A 19,102-nucleotide genomic window follows, 5' to 3' on the forward strand; every position below is an offset into this window, starting at 1 on the left:
CGGTCACCAAAGCAATGTGTTTGACCCAATCACTCGTAGTTCTTTTTCGCTTTGGTGACTTTTTCTAAGTACATTTGAGATTCCGATCTTGGGTGATCGTATCTAAGTTTCTTATACACATTGCTTGTGGATGTCTGGTTAATTTTGCTCATTGCGCGAGTCCGGTCAGTATCAAATGTTTTTAATACATTGCCAGTGCCGCCGTTATAGGCAGAGATCATCGAATATTCTTGGCTAGTTTTGTTTGCGACTTTGGAGAGGTAACGCGTTTGTAAAATGTACAGATAGGCGCTGCCGATGTCGATGTTGTTGGCGGGTGAAAAAAGCACTTCTTTGGTCGGTTCGCCGGATTTTTTCTTTACTAAATTATAAACGTCCTGACCTGCTGTCGCAGGTACGACTTGCATCAAACCATAGGCGTTCGCTGGGCTGACGGCGTATGGGTTAAACGAGCTTTCGGTTTCAATTATGCCGTAAATAAGCGCGGGCGATAAGTTATAGCGTTGCGCCGCGGCAATCACGTATTGGCTGTATTTTTCTTGCCGAAGGTGTTCGTGTTGGGCGACTAAATTAAACTCTACGGCGTAAACCGTTTTGCCATTGGATGTGGACTTTTTTAGTTTATTGGACACTAGATAATTAGAGTAGCGTTCCGCTCGCCAGCGATATTGTACCAATTTGCCATCGTGGTCTATGACTTGAGGGTATAAAAAAGGCACACCTTCGGTATTGGGTGCATCGCTGGAAAAAATATCGGTTTTTGTTGGGTCCGCCGTGGTCAGTAATGTGGTGGCTACGGCTTGTTTAAGGGTGTTGAGAGGTTGCTCGGTCGTTAATGTTTCGACACGCACGGTGCCTTTTTCAAAGTCGACAATGGTTCTTGCCTGATAGTCATTTGTGTACTTAACGTACTTTTTCTTTTCAGGAAGTTCGCTATTACCTTTCCCCCATTTTTTATTTACTTTCTGATCCAATTCGGCGTACAGCGCTTTGATTGCTTTGATGTCTGCTCTTATCGCGTCTCTGGTGACTTTTGCTTGCTTGGCAATGGCTTTAACGTCATCAATGTCGTCTGCGTTTTTGATTTGCTTTGAAAGTTGATCCACAGAATCAACAGAGTCAAAGGACAATGGCAGGGACTGGCAGCCATTTAATGTTAGTAATAAAAAGCCGATGCATGCGGTGGCGGAGTGTCGGGCAATAGTTTCTAACATTAAATGACCTTGTGTATTATCGTTTATTTCAATGCGTTTGCTTTGCGAGCATGGTGCAGTTCTCTTATAGCTTTCGATTAAACGCAAATGCGGTTCTATTCCTTCGAGTTGCATGCTGGTTTTTGTAAGGCCATAGAATCTGACTTCGCTCGTCACAGAACCGACCACGTTATCCATAATGTCTTTACCAAACATTCGATTGAAGTTATGTCGGAAGTCCTCTAGTTCCAGCTCTTCATCTAACGTGACTTCCAGTACCGCATTCATTGCTTGGTAAAATAGCCCACGTTGAACGGTGTTGTCGTTAAATTGCAAGTATTCTCCCACCAGTTCGAGGGCGTCTTCATGAGCACCCAGTGCCAAGTAGATGAGGATTTTAAGTTCCATGATGGTTAACTGACCCCAGACTGTGTTTTCATCAAACACGATGCCTATCAAGGTGGGAATGTCTGTGTAATTATCAAGTTGGCTTTCTTCAAGTCGATTCACCAGGTTTTCCAGTTGTTCATCGCTTAAAGAGTGAAGGTTTAAAATGTCTTCACGGTAATCTAATGCTTTGTTGGTGTTGTCCCACACCAGATCTTCCACAGGATAGACTTCGGAGTAATCTGGCACCAGAATGCGGCAAGCGGAAGCGCCTAAATCGGTCAATTCCGCGACGTAAACCTCTTTCCCCAGATCTTCAAGTATGGCAAAAAGCGTATTGGCTTCTTCTTCGTTTGTGCCTGAGAAGTCCCACTCACAAAATTCGTAATCGTGTTTGCTGCTAAAAAGCGCCATGAAATTACGCCAGTTGAATCGATAAAATGTTCCACAAAATTTTCTGGCTCGCTAACCGCCATGCTATTGAATGTGGGCTTAGGTACGTCGTTTAGGCCTTCAAAACTACGGCCTTGCATTAATTCCGTTAAGCTGCGTTCAAGCGCTACTTCAAAGCTTGGGTGGGCGCCAAAAGAAGAAAATACGCCACCTGTTTTCGGATTCATAAGCGTGACGTTCATCACTGGAAATTGTCCACCTAACGAGGCGTCTTTGACGACAATCGGGAAGCCTTGCTCTTCTAAACCTTGGATGCCAGCCAATATGCTGGGAAATTGCTCCAATACCTGCATAGGGACATCTGGTAATACGATTTCTTCTTCAATGATTTGACGCTTGACCGCGCGCTCGAAAATTTCAGACAAACATTGGACTTGCGCTTCTAGTAAATTATTGCCTGCGCTCATGCCATTGCTTAAAAATAAATTCTCGATCAAATTGGAGGGAAATAGACGGTTTCGCCATCAGATTGACGCGTATAGGGAATAGCGCAAATGCCACGCGCTTTATTGCCAGAGTTTGTATCAATCAGATGTGAGCCGAACAATTCGTCGTCTGGGTTATAAATATCCAAACAATACTCATCCAGTAAGCCGACAGGTAGGGCGTCATCTTCCTCCAAAGGGAACCATTTTTCGTTTGGGTAATGAACGAACTCGCTGTTCGCAATCTCTGTCCCAAAAAATTGGTCATTGTAGAAAAAATTGTTGTTTAAGCGCTCGATAAATTCACCAAGAGCAGAGCACAACGCGCTCTCTTTGCTTGCGCCTTTGCCGTTGGTGAAGCACATAGGCGAGGCCGCATCGCGAATGTGAAGTGACCATACGTTGGGGACGATGTTGCGCCACGATGAAATTTCGATCTTCATCCCAAGGTCCGCTAACATGGCTGTCATGTTAGCAATGGTCTGTTCGAGCGGTAAGTCTTTTCCTAAAATCACTGTGCTTGCTGTACCGTCAGGCTGCGCCATCAGCATGGCATTGGCGTCAGCATCTAGGTTATCTACATGTTCAATTTTGAACTCTGGGCCAGTCTGTACGACTTTTTTAACCGTACAGCGATCGATGGAGCGCAAAATGCCTTCGCGGTCTTTGTCGGAAAGGTCGTCTGGTAGCTCGACTTGAATTTGAAATATTTGGTTATAGCGATCTTCTGGGTCGACGATATTATTCTGCGACAACCGAATGTTGTCCGTAGGGATGTCACGCGCCTTGCAATACACCTTAACAAAATACGCAGCGCACAACGCTGAGGACGCTAAGAAATAATCAAATGGACTGGGTGCAGACCCATCACCTTTGTAGCGGATCGGTTGATCGGCGGTGATGGTGAAATCATCAAACTTGGCTTCGAGTCTGAGATTGTCGAGAAAATTAACTTTGATTTCCATTGGATTTGTCCACTTTGTAGGGCGTGTGTGCAGGGGATTTACCAAGCAAGTGCGCTGGTAATGATCAATGCGGCAATTATCTTCGATAAGTGGGGGCAGAGTAAAATCAAATTGGCTATTTGGACAACAAATGCTTCCTCTTACCGTGTTTTTAACGCTAAAAAGGCAAAAGAAAGCATTCTGCTGGAAAGACGCTAGCCTCTTACTCGTTGAATGTTGATTAAGATAGGGCTTCCTGTCATAGGATCGGGAATAAGATCGCAATCAACACCATACAGTTCACGAACAAGTTCTTTGGTCATGATGTCTTTAGGGCTGCCTTGGGTGAGTATTTCTCCTGATTTCATGGCAATTATGTGGTCGGAATAACGGCATGCGCTTGGTAAATCATGGACCACCATAGCTAAGGTTTTACCCTGTTTTGATAAGGTTCGGATCAGCTCAAACACTTCGATCTGATGACCCAAATCCAGAGCTGAGGTTGGCTCGTCTAGCAAAAGCAATGGCGTTTCTTGTGCTATCGACATCGCAATCCAAGCCCGTTGCCTTTGCCCGCCAGATAAGGTGTCTAGTAGGCGGTCTTTTAGACCAATCAAATCCGCCGCTTTTAATGCGTAATCAATCGCATCTTGGTCATTCATCGCCCATTGCTTTAAAGCACTTTGATGTGGATGGCGACCAAAGCGGATTAGCTCTTCAATGGTAATACCATCAGGTGCCAACGTATCTTGGGGTAATAAGGCTAAACGACGCGCTACCTCTTTCGAAGGAAGAGAATGAATGTCTTTGCCATTAAGTAATACCACGCCAGAGCTTGGCGCATGGACGCGAGATAAACCATTGAGCAATGTCGACTTTCCGCACCCATTTGGCCCTACTATCGCGGTTACTTGACCTTCTGGCAGCGTGACATTGAGTCGTTCAATAATCGTGGTCTTGCCATGTTTAAGGGTAAGCTGCTCTGCTTCTAGGCGAGCATAAGAGGAGGAGTGGGTGTGCTGAAAAGCAGAGGCCGTCATAACGAGCTCCTTGAAGAGCGTTTAATAAGAATCCAAATTAGATAAGGTCCACCAACAACTGCCGTTACAATGCCTACGGGCAGCTCGATGGGGGAAAGAATTGTGCGCCCCACTAAATCAGCAATAACCATCACAAGTGCCCCAGTTAATGCAGAGCTCACTAATGGGATCCCCCGATAGCGTGCCAATACTCGGGCAATTTCTGGACCTACTAGCGCAACTAAGCCAACAGGCCCGGCCACTGACACAGCAAGTCCTGTCAATGTAATACACAACACCAGCGCAATAATGCGGATGTATTTGATGTTTGCTCCCAATCCCGTTATTACCTGATCTGAGAACGGCAATAGGGCAAATTGAGACGCGAATACCAGGCACGCCACAAGACAAACGGCAACGCCTGCCCCTAGAATGTGTACCATGAATGGGTCTCGCGCACTCAAACTGCCTACTGTCCACGGGTAAGCGCTGTTGGCCACATCGATACTTACTTGGCTTAATAATAGCTGGGTGACAGCGCCAGCGATGGCTCCAATACCAATGCCCGCCACAATAAAGCGATAGCCTCGAGTACCACTGCCGCCGGCTAAGCCAAAAGCTAACGCAGTTGCGGTTGCAGCGCCCGCTAATGCCATCGCTGACGGCGCAATCGACAACCCCATACCCACAACAGATGAAACAGCAAACGCCATCGCCGCGTTATCAATGCCGATAATGCCCGGCGTTGCCAGACGATTACGCGCCATCGTTTGCATTAGACAGCCTGCTAAACTAAAAGCCGCACCAGTAAAGACAGCGGCAAGTAAGCGTGGTAAGCGCAAGTCTTGAACAATGAATTGGCTCATGGGGGAACCGTGGCCAAATACGACAGCGATGACTTCTTTGGGGGATATCATCATGGTGCCAATACCCAGAGTCATGACACAAGAAAGAAGCAGAATTAGCACCAACCAAATGTTGCGCACGACGGCTTTTTTCTCGATCAGAATGCGGACTTTGTGACCCAAGGTTAAGAGTTTATATCCATTGGGTGGCACGGTTTCTTGTGTCGCATTGGGCATAAAAAGACGATTAGGAATCATAATGTGGGCAGTCTATGTGATCGGACTATGAATAAAAGAACAGGCGCGCCGACAATAGCCGTTAGCACACCCAGTGGCATTTCAGCAGGCTGAGCCACAAGTCGAGAAATAATGTCTGCTGTGATTACGATAATGGGTCCCAATGGTAGGCAAAGCCATAACGTTCTACGGATATCGGGACCTACTAAAGCCCTAGCAGCGAAAGGCACGACCAAACCGATAAACGCGACTGGGCCTGCAATCGCAGTCGCAGCACCCACCAATAATGCAACCGCAATAATAACGATGCCTCGAATTCGTCGTGGCTTATGGCCAAGACCAATAGCCACGCGCTCTCCTAGCGCCAAGGACGCAAGAGGCTTTGCTGTATATAAAATACAAATCAATGCCAATAGCATGGAAGGCAATACGCTGATGAGTGTGCTGGTATCACGTCCGGCAACACTGCCGGTTACCCAAAAGCGGATTTCATCAGCGGCTCTTTGATCAAACAATAAAATCAGTGATGTCATGGCGAGCAGTAAACTGGACAGCGCCGCGCCTGCGAGTACGAGGCGTATTGGGTCGTTTCTCTGGCCTTGCATTTTTGCCGTGCCGATGACGCAGAGACAACCGATTAAGGCACCAATTTGTGCAATACCAACAGTCAGTGTCGCCGTACTTGCACCCAAAACAAGTGCCATGGCAACAGCGAAAGAGCTGCCTGCGCTGACGCCGAGTAAGCCAGGTTCTGCCAATGGATTGCGTGCAACGGCTTGCATAAGAGCGCCCGCAATACCTAAGGTTAATCCGACAAACAATCCGACCAGTGTTCTTGTTAAACGCAAATGAAACACGGTGAATTCCGCATCAGCAGAACCGTGACCCAAAAGGGTTAGGAGTGACGCATGAGGCGCTAGTCCCCCAGCCCCCAATAATAAACTCAGCACACAGCAAAATGTCAGCACGAAAAGTGCTGACATTAAGACGCTGGGCAGTGGCCGCTGTGCGGGTGTAACAGAAAACCATTTCAGCATCGGGTTTATTTCATTTTTGTGTTAATTACGGCTTCTATATCATCCAAGATGGCGTGAGCCGCGAGTGGACCTGCTGCGCTAGTCCATAGTTGACCATTTACCGTGATAACCTTGTTTTCTTTTACCACATTAAGGCGAGAGAACGACGGTGATGATTTCGCGGCATTTAGAGCATCTTTGCCTTCGCTATTTAGCGTTGCAAGAAACAACCAGTCGCTGTCTACTTTTGATAAATTTTCTAAGCTAAGTGGGCTGCTGTGAGGGCGACCTTCTTTTATAACGCCAGCATCATTGATAACAAACCCCGTTGATGCCAATACATCGGATGCGAATATCTGAGACGACATGACAATAGGCCCTTGTGGCATCCATCGAGCCAATGCCGCAGTGCGTTTGCCTTCTGGTACATGGGTGGTGATGGCGGCTTTCAGGTTTTCTTCGCGTTCGGCAATGTTGTTTAAAATAGTGTCCATTTCCGCGCTTTTATTCAATGCGTTTGCATAAACTCGCGCTAGAGTAATCCAGCCATCCGACACCATTCCCGGAGAAATGGGAACGACTGTTGGCGCAATTTTAGACAAGATATTGTATTTGTCTTGAGACAAAGACGCTGACGCCAAAATTAAATCAGGACGCTGCGCAGCGATGGCTTCCAAATTATTTTGTCTGGACGTACCGACAATTTTAACGCCGTTGGCTCTTTCTTGGATGTATTCTGCTACGGAATCACCGCCTCGTGTAGCGACAGCGCCCAATGGCTTCACGCCAAGCGCAATGGCACTGTCAAGCGCGTCTTCAGATAAGACGACAACACGACTGACGTTGTCGTTTACTTGTATATTGCCATATTTTGTGGTGACAGTATGTTCGCTTGCCAATGCGCTAAAAGAGGTAGTAATACAGGCGCAGAGTAATATTTTTTTCAATGAGAGGCGTTTAAGCGTCATAGCACATTCCTTAATGTATGAATCAACTATAGTAATGATAACGCTTCTTATTACAGTTTTTAACTGTTTGCCTTCATAAATTTATCACTTAATGTGCAACGCTGTGTTTTATATCTCGTTATAAATCATGCTAGGCCACGCTTAATAAAGAGAGTAACTAGTCAAATGAAAAGCCAAAAATACTGATGCCGGTTTTATACGGCACGTTAGTTGCTGTTTGGGTTAACCCATCAATCAGACTTAGATAAGTGTCCATTTTATGGGCGATGAGATTCTTTTCATTAGGGACAGAGGTGGTGAATTTTGTGGCTCTTAACATCGCTTTGACCCCATTTGTTTGTGAGAATTTGTTGTCTCCCATCAAAATGACTTCTTCTCCGATGTGCCAAAAAATGTCCAAATCTCGAATTTGCATGGGACTGATTGGAGGGACTAACGGCACTATGTCGTTAAGTGTGACGACTCTGATTAACGGCAGTAGATCGTATTTTTTAGCGCCAGTGACATTGGTCACTTTGGGCTGACCAAAAGTGATGATTTGGGTAACGGCGTAATCCTCTTGCTGTAGATACAAGCCTAATATAACGGCAATTGCGCCACCTAAGCTGTGGCCAGTTATATGAATCGGCAGCTTTTCATTAAGGTAAGGTTTAACGTCGGTGTAGACTGCTTTGGCTGCGGAACCAAAGCCCTGATGCAGTTTTATGTCGAGTGCCGTGTCGGGTTTTAATTCCAGGTCTAGGTCTAGCATTACGTTTTCGAGGTTGGCCGTACCTCGTATTGCTATTGTTTGAATACCATTAGTACGACTCAGAAAATAGCTCACTTGAGATTCTGGAATGATTGATTGGTGAACCAATGTTTGATTTTGTGTTTTGAGACGAGATTGCAGCTGATTGGCTTCAAGGTATGTGTCATTAGACAATTGAGCTTGGCTCTTAATGATAGAAAAATCTGGGGACGCGTGAGCAAGTGATGTGAAAAGAACCAACAATAAAAAACATTTGGACTTGAACATAGTGAGATTAAAACCCGATGGCGATTAGGGGAGCGCAGGGTACTAAAAAATACTTTTTACGGACAGTGTTTTTATTGGGGGAAGCGGAAACCTAGGTTGGTGAGTCTAGCATTGCGTGTACCAACCTAGTGAAGAAGCGATGATGAGTGTGATCACTCGCAACCACTCCAGTTAATGCGTTGAATGCCTTCTACGTTGAGAGTAGGTAATGCCGTAAAAGTGCCTTTCATTGTATAAAATGCATAGGCTATACGAAGTGCTTTTGAGATCTTGAACAGTGTGATTTTGGATGTTAATGCGTACATATTTTTTCCTCTTCGGGTGATGTCTGGACGCATAATAAAGAGGCAAATTATTCGCAACAAACGACATGTTTTCATCGAATTGATGAATTATATTCACCTGAATGTATTGTGTTAAGAATGTATGAATTGTGGGTTAACTTGCCGAAAATTAAGGAAAATAAACCATTGTATTTACTTAATTAGCGACCCTTTATAGGGGGCGGGATAATGTGGCTGTAATGTTTTGACCAAATGGACATGTAAGTTGAAACGCATCAAACATTAGAGTGCGGTATTTCTGAGGTAATGACTGAAAACCTAGCGATGCACCCACGCTTGGGTTATGTAGAAGTGAAACGAAAGCATGAAGATGGCTTTCGGCGTGTATTTTTTCGAAAGCAAATATCACCAAAATGACTTTGCAATGGGCTATAATTATCGGCTTTGAATGGTTCCGCCATTTGTTCCTTTATCTAACTAAGAGTTGTTATGAGCACTGAGTTTTCTATTCTATCCGCCACTTTATTGTTCCTGTTTGTTATTGACCCATTTGGTAATATTCCAATTTTGTTGTCTGTGATGAAGGGTGTTCCACAGAAGCGTCAATATCAAATCGTGATGCGCGACGGTGTAATCGGTTTGATTATTTTGGTGAGTTTCTTGTTTTTCGGTGCTGAGTTTTTGGCGCTGTTGCATTTGGAAACGGAATCTATCTCGATTGCTGGCGGTGTCGTCTTATTTGTTATTGCCTTGAAGATGATTTTCCCATCACCGTATACGAAAGACGCAGGCCCCGTGATGGAACCATTTATTGTGCCGATATCCATTCCTATGTTAGCAGGACCGTCGACGCTGGCAACGTTGTTAGTGATGGTGAAGAGTTACCCGAATGATCAGCAAGACTTGCTTATTTCTGTTGGTGCAGCATGGGCGATTTCTGTGATTATTTTGGCGATGGCGCCATTGTTGAACCGTGTTTTGAGAGAGAAAGGTTTGGCGGCACTTGAGCGTTTGATGGGGATGTTGCTGCTGATGATGTCAGTGCAGATGCTGGTCAACGGTGTGCGCAGTTTGTTTACTCATACCTTGGCCGCGCTATAATGCTTTCTAAGAGATTAGCCCTTCTACGGAAGGGCTAATGGCTGTTTAGAGACGGCAATGCCATTGAAATCACAATAAATATAATCCCCTTGGGCGATTGTTATACCCGCAAAACGAAGCGTTTTTCCTAGGTCGCCCAAACCTCGTTTTTCTGTTGGCATCGGGTGAGCGCATAAAGCATGAATGCCAATGTTTAATTGTGATTGCGCCGCAATGTCACGAATAGCCCCGTTTATCACAAATCCTTCCCAGCCATTATTAACGGCTTTTTCCGCCAACATATCCCCAAGCAAAGCGCGTCGTTTGCTGCCGCCACCGTCAATCACCATGACTTTACCTTTGCCATTTTGAGTGACTAGCTCTCGAACTCGGCTGTTGTCTTCAAAGCAGGAAATCGTGACGACTTCGCCATAAAAATGCGTACGCTTTCCGTAAGAGGTAAAAATAGGGTCGGCAATTTGAAGTTGTTCTGGGTACAGGTCGCAAAGATCGGGGAGAAGGTCTTTCATGTTCGGCACCTATTTAGAGTGAAAAAAGAATGCCTTTGACTCTAAATAGGTGGTTGTAATATAGCCAGTTGTTCTGACCTATAGTCACTATTCAGTGATGTGATTAATCTTCTACGGCGGGAATGTCGTTTGGATCAATCAAGCCATGTTCCACGGCGATTTGCAGTAACTGAATGACCAGCTCATCTGGTGGTAAAAGATGCAGAGGTGTGGTTTGGCCTTGTTCTGTAACGGCGTCGTCTAAATTGACATCGCGCTCTTCAAACCAGGAGTGAATGCTTTGCACTTCAAAGCTTGGCTCTAGGCCTTTTATGTCATAGGTTGCTTCCACCAAAAGACTAACAGACTCTGGTTCCAGTGCATAAATCACATCAGTATCAAATTCATTGATCCATTCTGCTAAAATGTCACTGGCTTCAAAGCCGAACTCGTACAGTTGTTGTTCATCCAAATCGAGTGCATTAGGTTCGATGCGATGGTTTTCAAGCCATTCATCATCTGGTATGACTAAGACTTCTTTTACTTGTGCTTCATGAGTGGACCAGGTGAAAAGGAGTGGAAATGCGGGCTCGTCGGAAGAGTTGGCGACAGCCGTCATGAATATAGGTAAACTTGCCATAATTTAGAACCAATGTTTGATTGTTAAGGAAGAATAAATGACCAGCCGAATCAAGATCAGTAGTGCGTTTGATGGCGGTAACATCTCCGTTATTAATGCCTCGGAGCCGGACAATATTAGAGTAAAGATCCCTAATGATACAAACTCTAAATTTTTGCAGTGGTTTTATTTTCGATTGCAGGGTGGAATGGGCGAGCAATGCGTTATTCAATTTGAAAACGCCAGCGACGCCGCTTATCCAGACGGTTGGGTGGATTATCAGGCCGTTGCCTCATATGACCGTGAATATTGGTTCCGAGTCCCGACAGAATACGTTGACGGCAAATTGGTGATTACCCATCAGCCAGAACAAGACAGTGTGTATTACGCCTATTTTGCGCCATACAGCTATGAGCGCCATTTAGACATGATGGCTTGGGCGGCCAGTAATGAAGATTGCATTACCGATCACTTGGGTGAAACGGCAGAAGGTCGTGATATTACTTTGTTAGAGATCAGTAAAACCCAAGGGCTTGCAAAAAACATCTGGATCATTGCTCGTCAGCATCCTGGTGAAACCATGGCTGAGTGGTTTGTGGAAGGTTTGCTTGAGCGCTTGTTTGATGAATCGCACCCAATCGCACGTGCGTTATTAAGAAATTGTCGTTTTTATGTGGTGCCAAACATGAACCCAGACGGTGCTGTGCATGGCAATTTGCGCGTGAATTCTAAAGGGGTAAACCTGAACCGTGAATGGAAGAACCCAACGGCCGAGTTCAGCCCTGAAGTATTGGCTGTGCAAAAGAAAATGGCGGAGACAGGCGTGGATTTGTTTTTAGACATTCATGGTGATGAAGCTTTGCCTGTTAACTTTGTAGACGGTTGCCAAGGCGTACCATCGTTTGATGCTCGCATGGAAGCAATGGAGACGTTGTTCAAAGATGTGTTTACCGCAGTCAGTCCAGATTTTCAGACTGAAATTGGCTACACCCCAGATCAATTTGGCGAAGCGAATTTGACGGTGGCAACTAAGTGGGTGGGGGAAACCTATAAGTGCTTGTCTTTCACTTTGGAAATGCCATTTAAAGACAATAAGAACTTGCCAGATGACGTTGTTGGTTGGTCGCCAGAACGCGCTAAGATTTTAGGCGCCGATGTTCTGTACCCAATTTATCAGGTGATCATGAGTTCGCATATGAAAGCAGATGACTGATTAGAAGAGACTATTTTCGCTGTTTTGCGTTATTTGAAGGGCAAATCGTGATTTATTATCTAGCGAACTTGGTGAAACTGGATTACGATCTGCCAATTCAAAATTGCAATGAATTTAATGCCCTTTTTATTTTTATAGAACGTAATTTTAGGACGAGAAAAAATGCCTAAGGCAAGTGAAATCAAAAAGAACATCGCTATCAGTTATGACAACAAAACGTACATCGTAAAAGACATCGAACGTTCTGTTCCTCAAGGACGTGCTGGTGGCAGTCTATATCGTATGCGCATGTACGATGTGGTTACGGGTCGTAAATTGGACGAAACGTTTAAAGATTCAGACATGATCGATTTGGCTGATCTGGTTCGTCGTCAAGCGATGTTTTCTTATTCCGATGGTGATGAATATGTTTTCATGGATAACGAAGACTACACGCCTTACAGCTTGAATAAGAGTGCTATTGAAGAAGAGATTCTGTTTGTTAACGAAGAAACACAGGGTATTCAAGTGGTTTTGGTTAACGACGTGCCTGTGATTATCGAATTGCCGACCAACGTTGAGTTGGAAGTTGTAGAAACAGACCCATCTATTAAAGGCGCCTCAGCAACATCTCGTAATAAGCCTGCAAAATTGTCAACGGGTGCGGTAATTCAAGTGCCTGAGCACATTTCTACAGGTGACCGTATTAAGGTCAACGTAGAAGAGCGTAAGTTTGCCGGTCGCGCTGAGAAATAATTTCTCTAATACGTTAGCAATGAATGAAAAAATGCAGCCAATAGGCTGCATTTTTTTGTTCTGAATAAAAAGTAAAGATAGCCAAATTTAGTCTTTCTTAGCCGTTTCTTTTAATGCGTCTTTGACCTTTTTCTCAGGGTGATTGTTGGCCTCTGTTAGACCCGCTTCACGTTGAACAGCAGCCAGTACGCCTCGTAAAATGCCTAATTCTTGTTTCTCAGGGCGAGAGCGATTAAAGAACCGATGTAACTTATCAAGCACTTTACCCGGATGGCTGCGAATGATGAAATTGATGCCATACAGCGTCTCTTCTAAGTGGTCGTAGAAAAGATCCATGTCTTTTTTGTGGGGGTATTCAGGCGTTTCTTTCTTGATGTATTCTTTGTTCTGGTTTGCCATCCATATTTCGTAAGCAACGATTTGTACCGCTTGGGAAATATTTAGCACGGGGTACTCGTCATTGGCATCGATATACACTTGGCGATGGCATTGAGCAATTTCATCGTTCAATAGCCCCGTGGTTTCCCGACCAAACACGATGGCAACATTATGGTTTACCGCTTCGGGGATAACGCTTTCAGCGCATTCGCGAGCATTCATGATAGGCAGTTGAAACGTGCGATGACGTGCACTGGTGCCAATGACAAGACTGCAATCCGCGATGGCTTCTTCTAATGTCGATACGATGGTCGCATTTTCAAGGAGATCAACAGCGCCAGCCGCGCGGCTAGTGGCTTCCTCTGAAGGGTAGTCGTTTGGGTCAACCAAATATAAGTTGGTTAGTCCCATATTCTTCATGGCACGGGCGATGGCGCCTACGTTGCCGGGGTGGAAGGTGTTGATCAATACAATTCGGATGTTACTTAGCATGGGTCGTGAAGCACTCAGGGTTGTTTGTCACTTAGACTTATTGTCTTGTCGTCAGATTATGGCTTTAGCGTGAGCGATTGCTCGGTGCTGGCGAAATCGACGTTGTCTAAGATGACTTTGGTTGTGTCATTAAAGAGGAACTGATTACAGGCGTGATGATACAGGGAACCTGTCTCTAACACCAATCGGTAGTTGCCTCTTGGAATGTAATTGGCGGCATACGCTTGTTTTCCATACAAGTAGATGGAAAAGGGCGCTTGACCGTCATAGGATTCGAACGTCAGCATGCTGTGCTCGGGGAGTTGGTTGAGAATGCGCAGTCGGCTGCTGCCATCAGCTTTGCCAATTAATTCACCGTGTTGTGGTGCAATCCCTGGCTGGCCAATACAGCCCGTTCTCATGGCTTGTTGCACACTTCCATATCCAATATTTTTTGCTTCTACCCAGCCATTGATCCCTTGGTAACGAACGGTTAACCAGTCGCCCTGCAATTTAATACTTTGTAGATTGGATTGCGGTGGAATAGTTTGAATTACTGTTCCACTGGCGTCAGGCTCAGAGAATAAACGGGTCTCGTTAAGGGTGTATCCGGATCCCACTCGAAACTGAGGATACAGCCCGCTAACGTAAGGGCTTTCGTTTGATTCGAATTGGCTCGTTTTGTTAGCTGATTGCCAGTAAAGCGTGCTGTAAATACCCGCTGCAAAACAAGCGATGTAGGTGGCGGCGCGAAAAGCCGCTTTGGCTGCATCTAATCGAATGGGTTGGCTAACAGGTCTGCTTGCTGGGTGTTCTTTTGGCTCAATTTCGTCTTCATCAACAAACGATTGGTAAGGTGGAATATCCGATGTATCCGATTGGTAGTGTTTGGTGTCGTCACCAGTGTGGCTAGATGAGTAATCATAGCCTTGGGCCGTGAAATTTTTAGAAGCCTTGAAGGCTTCTTCATACAGGGCTTTTACGCGCTTTTCATTGAGCGTGTTTCGCGCTGCTTTTATGGCGTCGTCACGGGCTTTTTCTTGATGCGCGTTATTGCGCTTCATTTCATCGTATGCCCGTTGCCGCTCTTTTATGAAGGCTTCTTGTTCTTTGTCTGTGGCAGTGGAGGCGTGCGAATATCGATTTTTAGCCCCAGAGCTTTGTGTGTTTTCACTGGTAAAGCTAAAAGGCTTCCAGTCGTTTACTTGCGCGCTTTGGCGAATGGCATTCGATACATTTTCATACGCCGCTTGCAGTCGCTGGAACAATTCTGTGGTGTCTGTATCTGGGTTTTTGTCGGGATGGTAACGCCGAGCTAAACGTCTAAACGCGGCCTTTGCTTCCTGCTCACTGGCACTGGTGGGGATTTCCAGTAGTTGATAGTCGTCTATTAAGCTCATGCTTTTTGGGTTACTAACCGTGTTATACAGTGTGAATGAATAAGTCTGTTACGCATTATGCACGATTTGTTGGTGCGGACAAAGATGGATCTTTTTCAGCCAAAAGCTCGAGGTAGTGTACGGGAGACATGGGGCGATAGAGATGGTAACCCTGCCCAACTTGACAGTTCCATTGTAACAAGAGTTGTAAAATGCCTTCGGATTCAATGCCTTCTGCTACACTGGCGATTTCCAAGGCGTCGCACAAGTCGATCATGCTTCGGCACAAGGTTTGACTTTGTGCATCGTTGAGTAAATTCATGACAAAAAACTGATCAATTTTAAGTTCATCGGTTTCCAATGCGACTAGATTTTGCATTGAACTGTAGCCCACGCCAAAGTCATCGATGGCCAATTTAAAGCCAGCTTGATGAAGCAGTTTGACGTTGTTATGAACGGTCTCGTTATTGTTGAATACGCTGGTCTCGGTGATTTCAATGGTAAACCTATGCGCTGACAATCGGTGTGTCGAAACCGATCCGATGACACGTCTTGCAAACCCTTCTTGTAATAAATCCAGCGCAGAGATATTAATCGATAGACATTGTGTGGCGAGCACCTGGGGGTGCTCGGAAACCCATTTGAAAACCTTTTCAATCAGCATGTCTGTTAGCTTGTAAATGAGTCCAGTTTGTTCGGCTAAAGGAATAAATTCCGCCGGTGAAACTGGACCTAATAGATCGTTGTTCCAACGTATCAAAACTTCGCCACCAATGATGTCTCTGTTTACTAGATGGACTTGAGGTTGAATGTCAAAGTAGAGCTTTTCATGCTCAATATCATTGGTAAGTAGGGTGATAAGGTTAAGTTGATGCGCGTGGTTGCTTTTGAGGTTGTCGTTGAAGGCCGCCCAATTTCCAGATGAATAAGTCACTGAATGTGTCGCAATTAAGGCGTTTTTATAGAGCTTATCCAAATCTGACCCTTGCGATGGGTACATAGCGCTCCCAATTTTATATTGGTGCCTAAAAGGGGTTTTATCGATCAGCGTTGGATTGTCTAAAATGGCCTGAATGGCCTTTATTTGCTGATGCAGCGTTTCGGGCGATACGCTGATTAGTACCATGCTTGTGGTGGTTAATCTAATCAACTTTTTGGTGTTTTGATCGGGTAAAGGGAAAGACATTAATCCTTTTAGGTCGAGGGTTTGTTGGTGAATTCCTTGAATGACATCGCATATCGCGGCATCCGCTTTGGCTGGCCCTAATGCTTGACTTAATGTCTGATAGTTACTGATATCAATGATGATGAGAGCAAGTGTTGACGTTTCATCATGACTTTTTAGTAACTGAGGCAATGTGTCGAAATAGTACGTCCTATTTGGCAACCCGGTGGGCAAATCAGTGATGGCTTGCCGTTGTCGATTGTATTCAATCTGTTTGGCTTTATCGGCAAAGGCAAAGGAAAATCCCAGCAGCTGTAAAATGCTTGAAACAGGAAATATAGACTCAGTAAAGACATTAATAGGCAGCATTTTCCAAAAAATCATTGTGTTGAGGATGCTGCCGGTGAGCAAAAAGAACCATGAAAATAAGTAGAAGCGAACGGCAACGAATCCTTTTAGATAGGCTTTAATCCCCCAATAACAGCAAATGATGAACATAAAAACTTCGAGCGTTGCAAAAAGCTGTGCGGAGGTTTTAACGGAAGTTAGTTGTGTGGACATTAAAAAGGCGATGAAAATAACATCACCATATTTACGCAGAATGGATTTACTGGAAGGAACCTTCACTTCTTTGAGAAAGTGCAACGTGAAGCGGAAGAGTATCCATGCCGCCACGCCAAATAAAACAAACAAGTTTCGAATAATCCATTGGCTAATTTCTTCCGAAAAAAGCCAGCGGTTAAAGCCCGTTATCACCCCCAGCGCGACCAAAATAACAATGTTTAAACCTAGATAATAAATAAACCCAGGCTGTCTAAGCAGAATAAAAACAAAGATATTGTGCGCCAACAAAATGCTTAGACTACTGATGATAAATGTCCAAAACAGCAATTTTTGCTCTTTTTGTTTAATGGAGTCTTGCTCGTCGAAAATCATAAATGGCGTAAGCAGTGGGCTGTTTCCCTGTTTACGGATCAATAAGGTTGTGTCTTCCTGAGTGGACAGAGTGATTGGCACCCAGATACCATCATAATGTTCAATATCACCTTGCCAGTTATCCAGCGCGCCTTTCTTCCATTGCTCTTGTAGGGTGTCGCCATAGAAAAGGTAAAAGTCCAAATGTTCGATAACATAGTAATTTAAGTTAAGGTAAAGCGTCTTTTCGAGAGCATTCGGTGCTAGTTTTGGGAAAGAGAGCTTGTGCCAGTAAGCACTTTTAGCGAAATCTTGCGATTCAGCGTAGGTGCTTGTCTTAAACTTTGTTGAGCGCAGCGCTTCTTCGACAGATAAGTTTGTTGTGTCTTGCAAAGTGGGGAGAGCGCCAATCAGTCGCGCGTTGTCCGTTGTTGAGGCTATGACGGAATGGACACATAATTGCATTGTCAGTAGAAAGAAGTAAAAAATTCGTCTAGATACCATTCCATTTGATCCTATATAACAAAGACGATTATGAACAAAGATGTAGTTATGATTGCTGATCATTTTGTCGTGACAACATCGACAATCTTTGCTTGCAATCAGGTTGGCTTTCTTAAAATATAGGCGACATTTTTAATATATGTACACTGTTTAGGATTTTTATGAGTGATAAATTGACCCATTTGGACCACCAAGGCCATGCTCACATGGTGGATGTTTCAGATAAAGACATCACTAAGCGCACCGCCACGGCGCAAGCTATTTTAGTGATGAGACCTGAAACATTAACCAAAGTGATTGAAGGCGGCTTGCCCAAAGGGGATGTGTTAGCAACAGCACGCATTGCCGGTATTCAGGGGGCTAAAAAAACCGCCGACCTTATTCCTTTGTGTCATCCTTTAATGCTAACGAAAGTCACTGTCGATATTTCGGTATTGGATGAGTGTCGATTAGAGGTGCTGTGTACTTGTTCTTTGTCCGGTAAAACGGGGGTTGAAATGGAAGCGTTAACGGGTGCGAGCATTGCAGCGTTAACACTTTATGATATGTGCAAAGCAGTTGATAAAGGCATAGTCATTCAGAATGTGTCTTTATTGGAAAAGAAAGGTGGCAAAAGTGGAGATTGGAGTAAGCAAAATGACTAGCATCAAGGTGGTCTTTTTTGCCTCTCTTAAAGACGGTGTTGGAATGAGTGATTGCATTATCGATGCTGATTTACCCATTAGTATCGCAGAGCTTAAAGCGGTGCTGGCTGATCATTTAGACAATGGGCAGATCTTGCTGAAAGATGGTGTGCAATCCTCGGTGGACTTTGAATTCACTAGAGACTCAGATTTGGTAACGGCTGGGGTTCGTGAAGTCGCTTTTTTCCACCTGTGACGGGAGGCTAAATGATTCTTGTGCAGGAAGAGGATTTTGACGTAGACGTTTTGTATAAACGTTTATTACACGCCAATAAAACGGGCGCCGTCGCAATGTTTGTTGGTTTGGTTCGACAGTTTTCGGATTTACCGAACGATGAATGTAGTTTCGAACTTGAGCACTACCCGGGCATGACGGAGCGAAATCTACAAGCCATTGTAGATGAAGCAAACCAGCGCTGGGCGCTTATTGACGTTTGCGTGGTGCACCGAGTCGGACGATTATCGGTGGATGACCAAATCGTTTTTGTAGGAGTGAGTGCATCGCATCGTGCAGAAGCCTTTCAGGCGTGTGACTTCATCATGGACTATTTGAAGAGCCGTGCCGCCTTCTGGAAAAAAGAGACCCAAGGCGCGAAAAGCCATTGGGTAGAAGCGAATGAAAAAGATCAACACAGTTTAGCGCGTTGGTCTAAATAGTTGAA

At 44.8% G+C, this 19,102-nt stretch carries 19 protein-coding genes and 1 pseudogene; 7 read left to right on the forward strand and 13 right to left on the reverse strand.

What is annotated here, in order from left to right; genetic code table 11:
• Window positions 1–29 precede the first annotated feature (29 nt).
• Window positions 30–1,214 (reverse strand): murein transglycosylase domain-containing protein, encoded by a 1,185-nt coding sequence (locus N5P32_RS03215; protein ID WP_265727992.1) that lies wholly within the window; start codon window positions 1,212–1,214, stop codon window positions 30–32.
• A 23-nt stretch (window positions 1,215–1,237) separates the two neighbouring features.
• Window positions 1,238–3,423: pseudogene (locus tag N5P32_RS03220) on the reverse strand (OsmC domain/YcaO domain-containing protein).
• Between the two features lie 27 nt (window positions 3,424–3,450).
• Here N5P32_RS03220 and N5P32_RS03225 point away from each other — a divergent pair.
• Complete coding sequence (locus tag N5P32_RS03225) at window positions 3,451–3,621, forward strand: hypothetical protein (protein ID WP_265727740.1); 171 nt, start codon at window positions 3,451–3,453, stop codon at window positions 3,619–3,621.
• Here the strand turns inward: N5P32_RS03225 and N5P32_RS03230 are convergent.
• The 6 genes from N5P32_RS03230 to N5P32_RS03255 all read right to left on the reverse strand — a co-directional run bounded on the left by N5P32_RS03230 (window position 3,618) and on the right by N5P32_RS03255 (window position 8,810).
• Entirely contained in the window at window positions 3,618–4,442 is an 825-nt protein-coding gene (locus tag N5P32_RS03230) for an ABC transporter ATP-binding protein (protein ID WP_265727741.1), read from the reverse strand. The genes N5P32_RS03225 and N5P32_RS03230 overlap by 4 nt on opposite strands.
• A complete protein-coding gene (locus tag N5P32_RS03235) occupies window positions 4,439–5,524 on the reverse strand; it encodes a FecCD family ABC transporter permease (protein WP_265727742.1) in 1,086 nt (361 codons plus the stop codon). Before N5P32_RS03235 ends, N5P32_RS03230 begins: the two co-directional genes overlap by 4 nt.
• Window positions 5,521–6,486: a FecCD family ABC transporter permease gene (locus N5P32_RS03240; protein ID WP_265727743.1), complete on the reverse strand. Its 966-nt coding sequence runs from the start codon at window positions 6,484–6,486 to the stop codon at window positions 5,521–5,523. The genes N5P32_RS03235 and N5P32_RS03240 overlap by 4 nt, the downstream gene beginning before the upstream one ends.
• A gap of 59 nt (window positions 6,487–6,545) precedes the next feature.
• On the reverse strand, window positions 6,546–7,487 hold the full coding sequence (locus tag N5P32_RS03245) for an ABC transporter substrate-binding protein (RefSeq protein ID WP_265727744.1): 942 nt from the start codon (window positions 7,485–7,487) through the stop codon (window positions 6,546–6,548).
• 157 nt (window positions 7,488–7,644) lie between these two features.
• Window positions 7,645–8,412 carry a lipase family protein gene (locus tag N5P32_RS03250; RefSeq protein ID WP_265727745.1) on the reverse strand — a complete coding sequence of 256 codons (768 nt, stop codon included), beginning with the start codon at window positions 8,410–8,412 and terminating at the stop codon, window positions 7,645–7,647.
• A gap of 245 nt (window positions 8,413–8,657) precedes the next feature.
• Complete coding sequence (locus tag N5P32_RS03255; protein ID WP_265727746.1) at window positions 8,658–8,810, reverse strand: hypothetical protein; 153 nt, start codon at window positions 8,808–8,810, stop codon at window positions 8,658–8,660.
• A gap of 468 nt (window positions 8,811–9,278) precedes the next feature.
• Here N5P32_RS03255 and N5P32_RS03260 point away from each other — a divergent pair, with 468 nt between their 5' ends.
• A complete protein-coding gene (locus N5P32_RS03260; RefSeq protein WP_265727747.1) occupies window positions 9,279–9,890 on the forward strand; it encodes a MarC family protein in 612 nt (203 codons plus the stop codon).
• Between the two features lie 23 nt (window positions 9,891–9,913).
• On the opposite strand, the gene N5P32_RS03265 is transcribed toward N5P32_RS03260, so the two are convergent.
• Both N5P32_RS03265 and N5P32_RS03270 read right to left on the reverse strand, forming a co-directional pair.
• Entirely contained in the window at window positions 9,914–10,399 is a 486-nt protein-coding gene (locus tag N5P32_RS03265; protein ID WP_265727748.1) for a putative 4-hydroxy-4-methyl-2-oxoglutarate aldolase, read from the reverse strand.
• A 103-nt stretch (window positions 10,400–10,502) separates the two neighbouring features.
• Window positions 10,503–11,018 carry a hypothetical protein gene (locus N5P32_RS03270; RefSeq protein WP_265727749.1) on the reverse strand — a complete coding sequence of 172 codons (516 nt, stop codon included), beginning with the start codon at window positions 11,016–11,018 and terminating at the stop codon, window positions 10,503–10,505.
• 37 nt (window positions 11,019–11,055) lie between these two features.
• On the opposite strand from N5P32_RS03270, the gene N5P32_RS03275 reads away from it, so the two are divergent.
• Window positions 11,056–12,210 carry a M14 family metallopeptidase gene (locus N5P32_RS03275; protein ID WP_265727750.1) on the forward strand — a complete coding sequence of 385 codons (1,155 nt, stop codon included), beginning with the start codon at window positions 11,056–11,058 and terminating at the stop codon, window positions 12,208–12,210.
• Window positions 12,211–12,372: 162 nt separating this feature from the next.
• A complete protein-coding gene (gene efpL, locus N5P32_RS03280; protein WP_265727751.1) occupies window positions 12,373–12,945 on the forward strand; it encodes an elongation factor P-like protein EfpL in 573 nt (190 codons plus the stop codon).
• Between the two features lie 87 nt (window positions 12,946–13,032).
• Here efpL and trmJ read toward each other — a convergent pair whose 3' ends face one another.
• The 3 genes from trmJ to N5P32_RS03295 are packed head-to-tail and all read right to left on the reverse strand — an operon-like array spanning window position 13,033 to window position 17,757.
• On the reverse strand, window positions 13,033–13,815 hold the full coding sequence (gene trmJ, locus N5P32_RS03285) for a tRNA (cytosine(32)/uridine(32)-2'-O)-methyltransferase TrmJ (protein ID WP_265727752.1): 783 nt from the start codon (window positions 13,813–13,815) through the stop codon (window positions 13,033–13,035).
• A gap of 56 nt (window positions 13,816–13,871) precedes the next feature.
• Window positions 13,872–15,194, reverse strand: a complete 1,323-nt coding sequence (locus N5P32_RS03290; protein WP_265727753.1) for a J domain-containing protein — start codon at window positions 15,192–15,194, stop codon at window positions 13,872–13,874.
• Window positions 15,195–15,249: 55 nt separating this feature from the next.
• Complete coding sequence (locus tag N5P32_RS03295; protein ID WP_265727754.1) at window positions 15,250–17,757, reverse strand: EAL domain-containing protein; 2,508 nt, start codon at window positions 17,755–17,757, stop codon at window positions 15,250–15,252.
• A gap of 161 nt (window positions 17,758–17,918) precedes the next feature.
• On the opposite strand from N5P32_RS03295, the gene moaC reads away from it, so the two are divergent.
• Genes moaC through N5P32_RS03310 form a run of 3 tightly spaced genes read left to right on the forward strand, consistent with a single transcriptional unit; the run spans window position 17,919 to window position 19,097 of the window.
• Window positions 17,919–18,401, forward strand: coding sequence for a cyclic pyranopterin monophosphate synthase MoaC (gene moaC, locus N5P32_RS03300; protein ID WP_265727755.1), 483 nt, complete (start codon window positions 17,919–17,921; stop codon window positions 18,399–18,401).
• Complete coding sequence (locus N5P32_RS03305) at window positions 18,394–18,636, forward strand: MoaD/ThiS family protein (RefSeq protein ID WP_265727756.1); 243 nt, start codon at window positions 18,394–18,396, stop codon at window positions 18,634–18,636. Before moaC ends, N5P32_RS03305 begins: the two co-directional genes overlap by 8 nt.
• Before the next feature lie 11 nt (window positions 18,637–18,647).
• Entirely contained in the window at window positions 18,648–19,097 is a 450-nt protein-coding gene (locus tag N5P32_RS03310) for a molybdenum cofactor biosynthesis protein MoaE (protein WP_265727757.1), read from the forward strand.
• Window positions 19,098–19,102 lie beyond the last annotated feature (5 nt).

This window comes from Marinomonas pontica (assembly GCF_026191375.1).
GTDB lineage: Bacteria > Pseudomonadota > Gammaproteobacteria > Pseudomonadales > Marinomonadaceae > Marinomonas > Marinomonas pontica.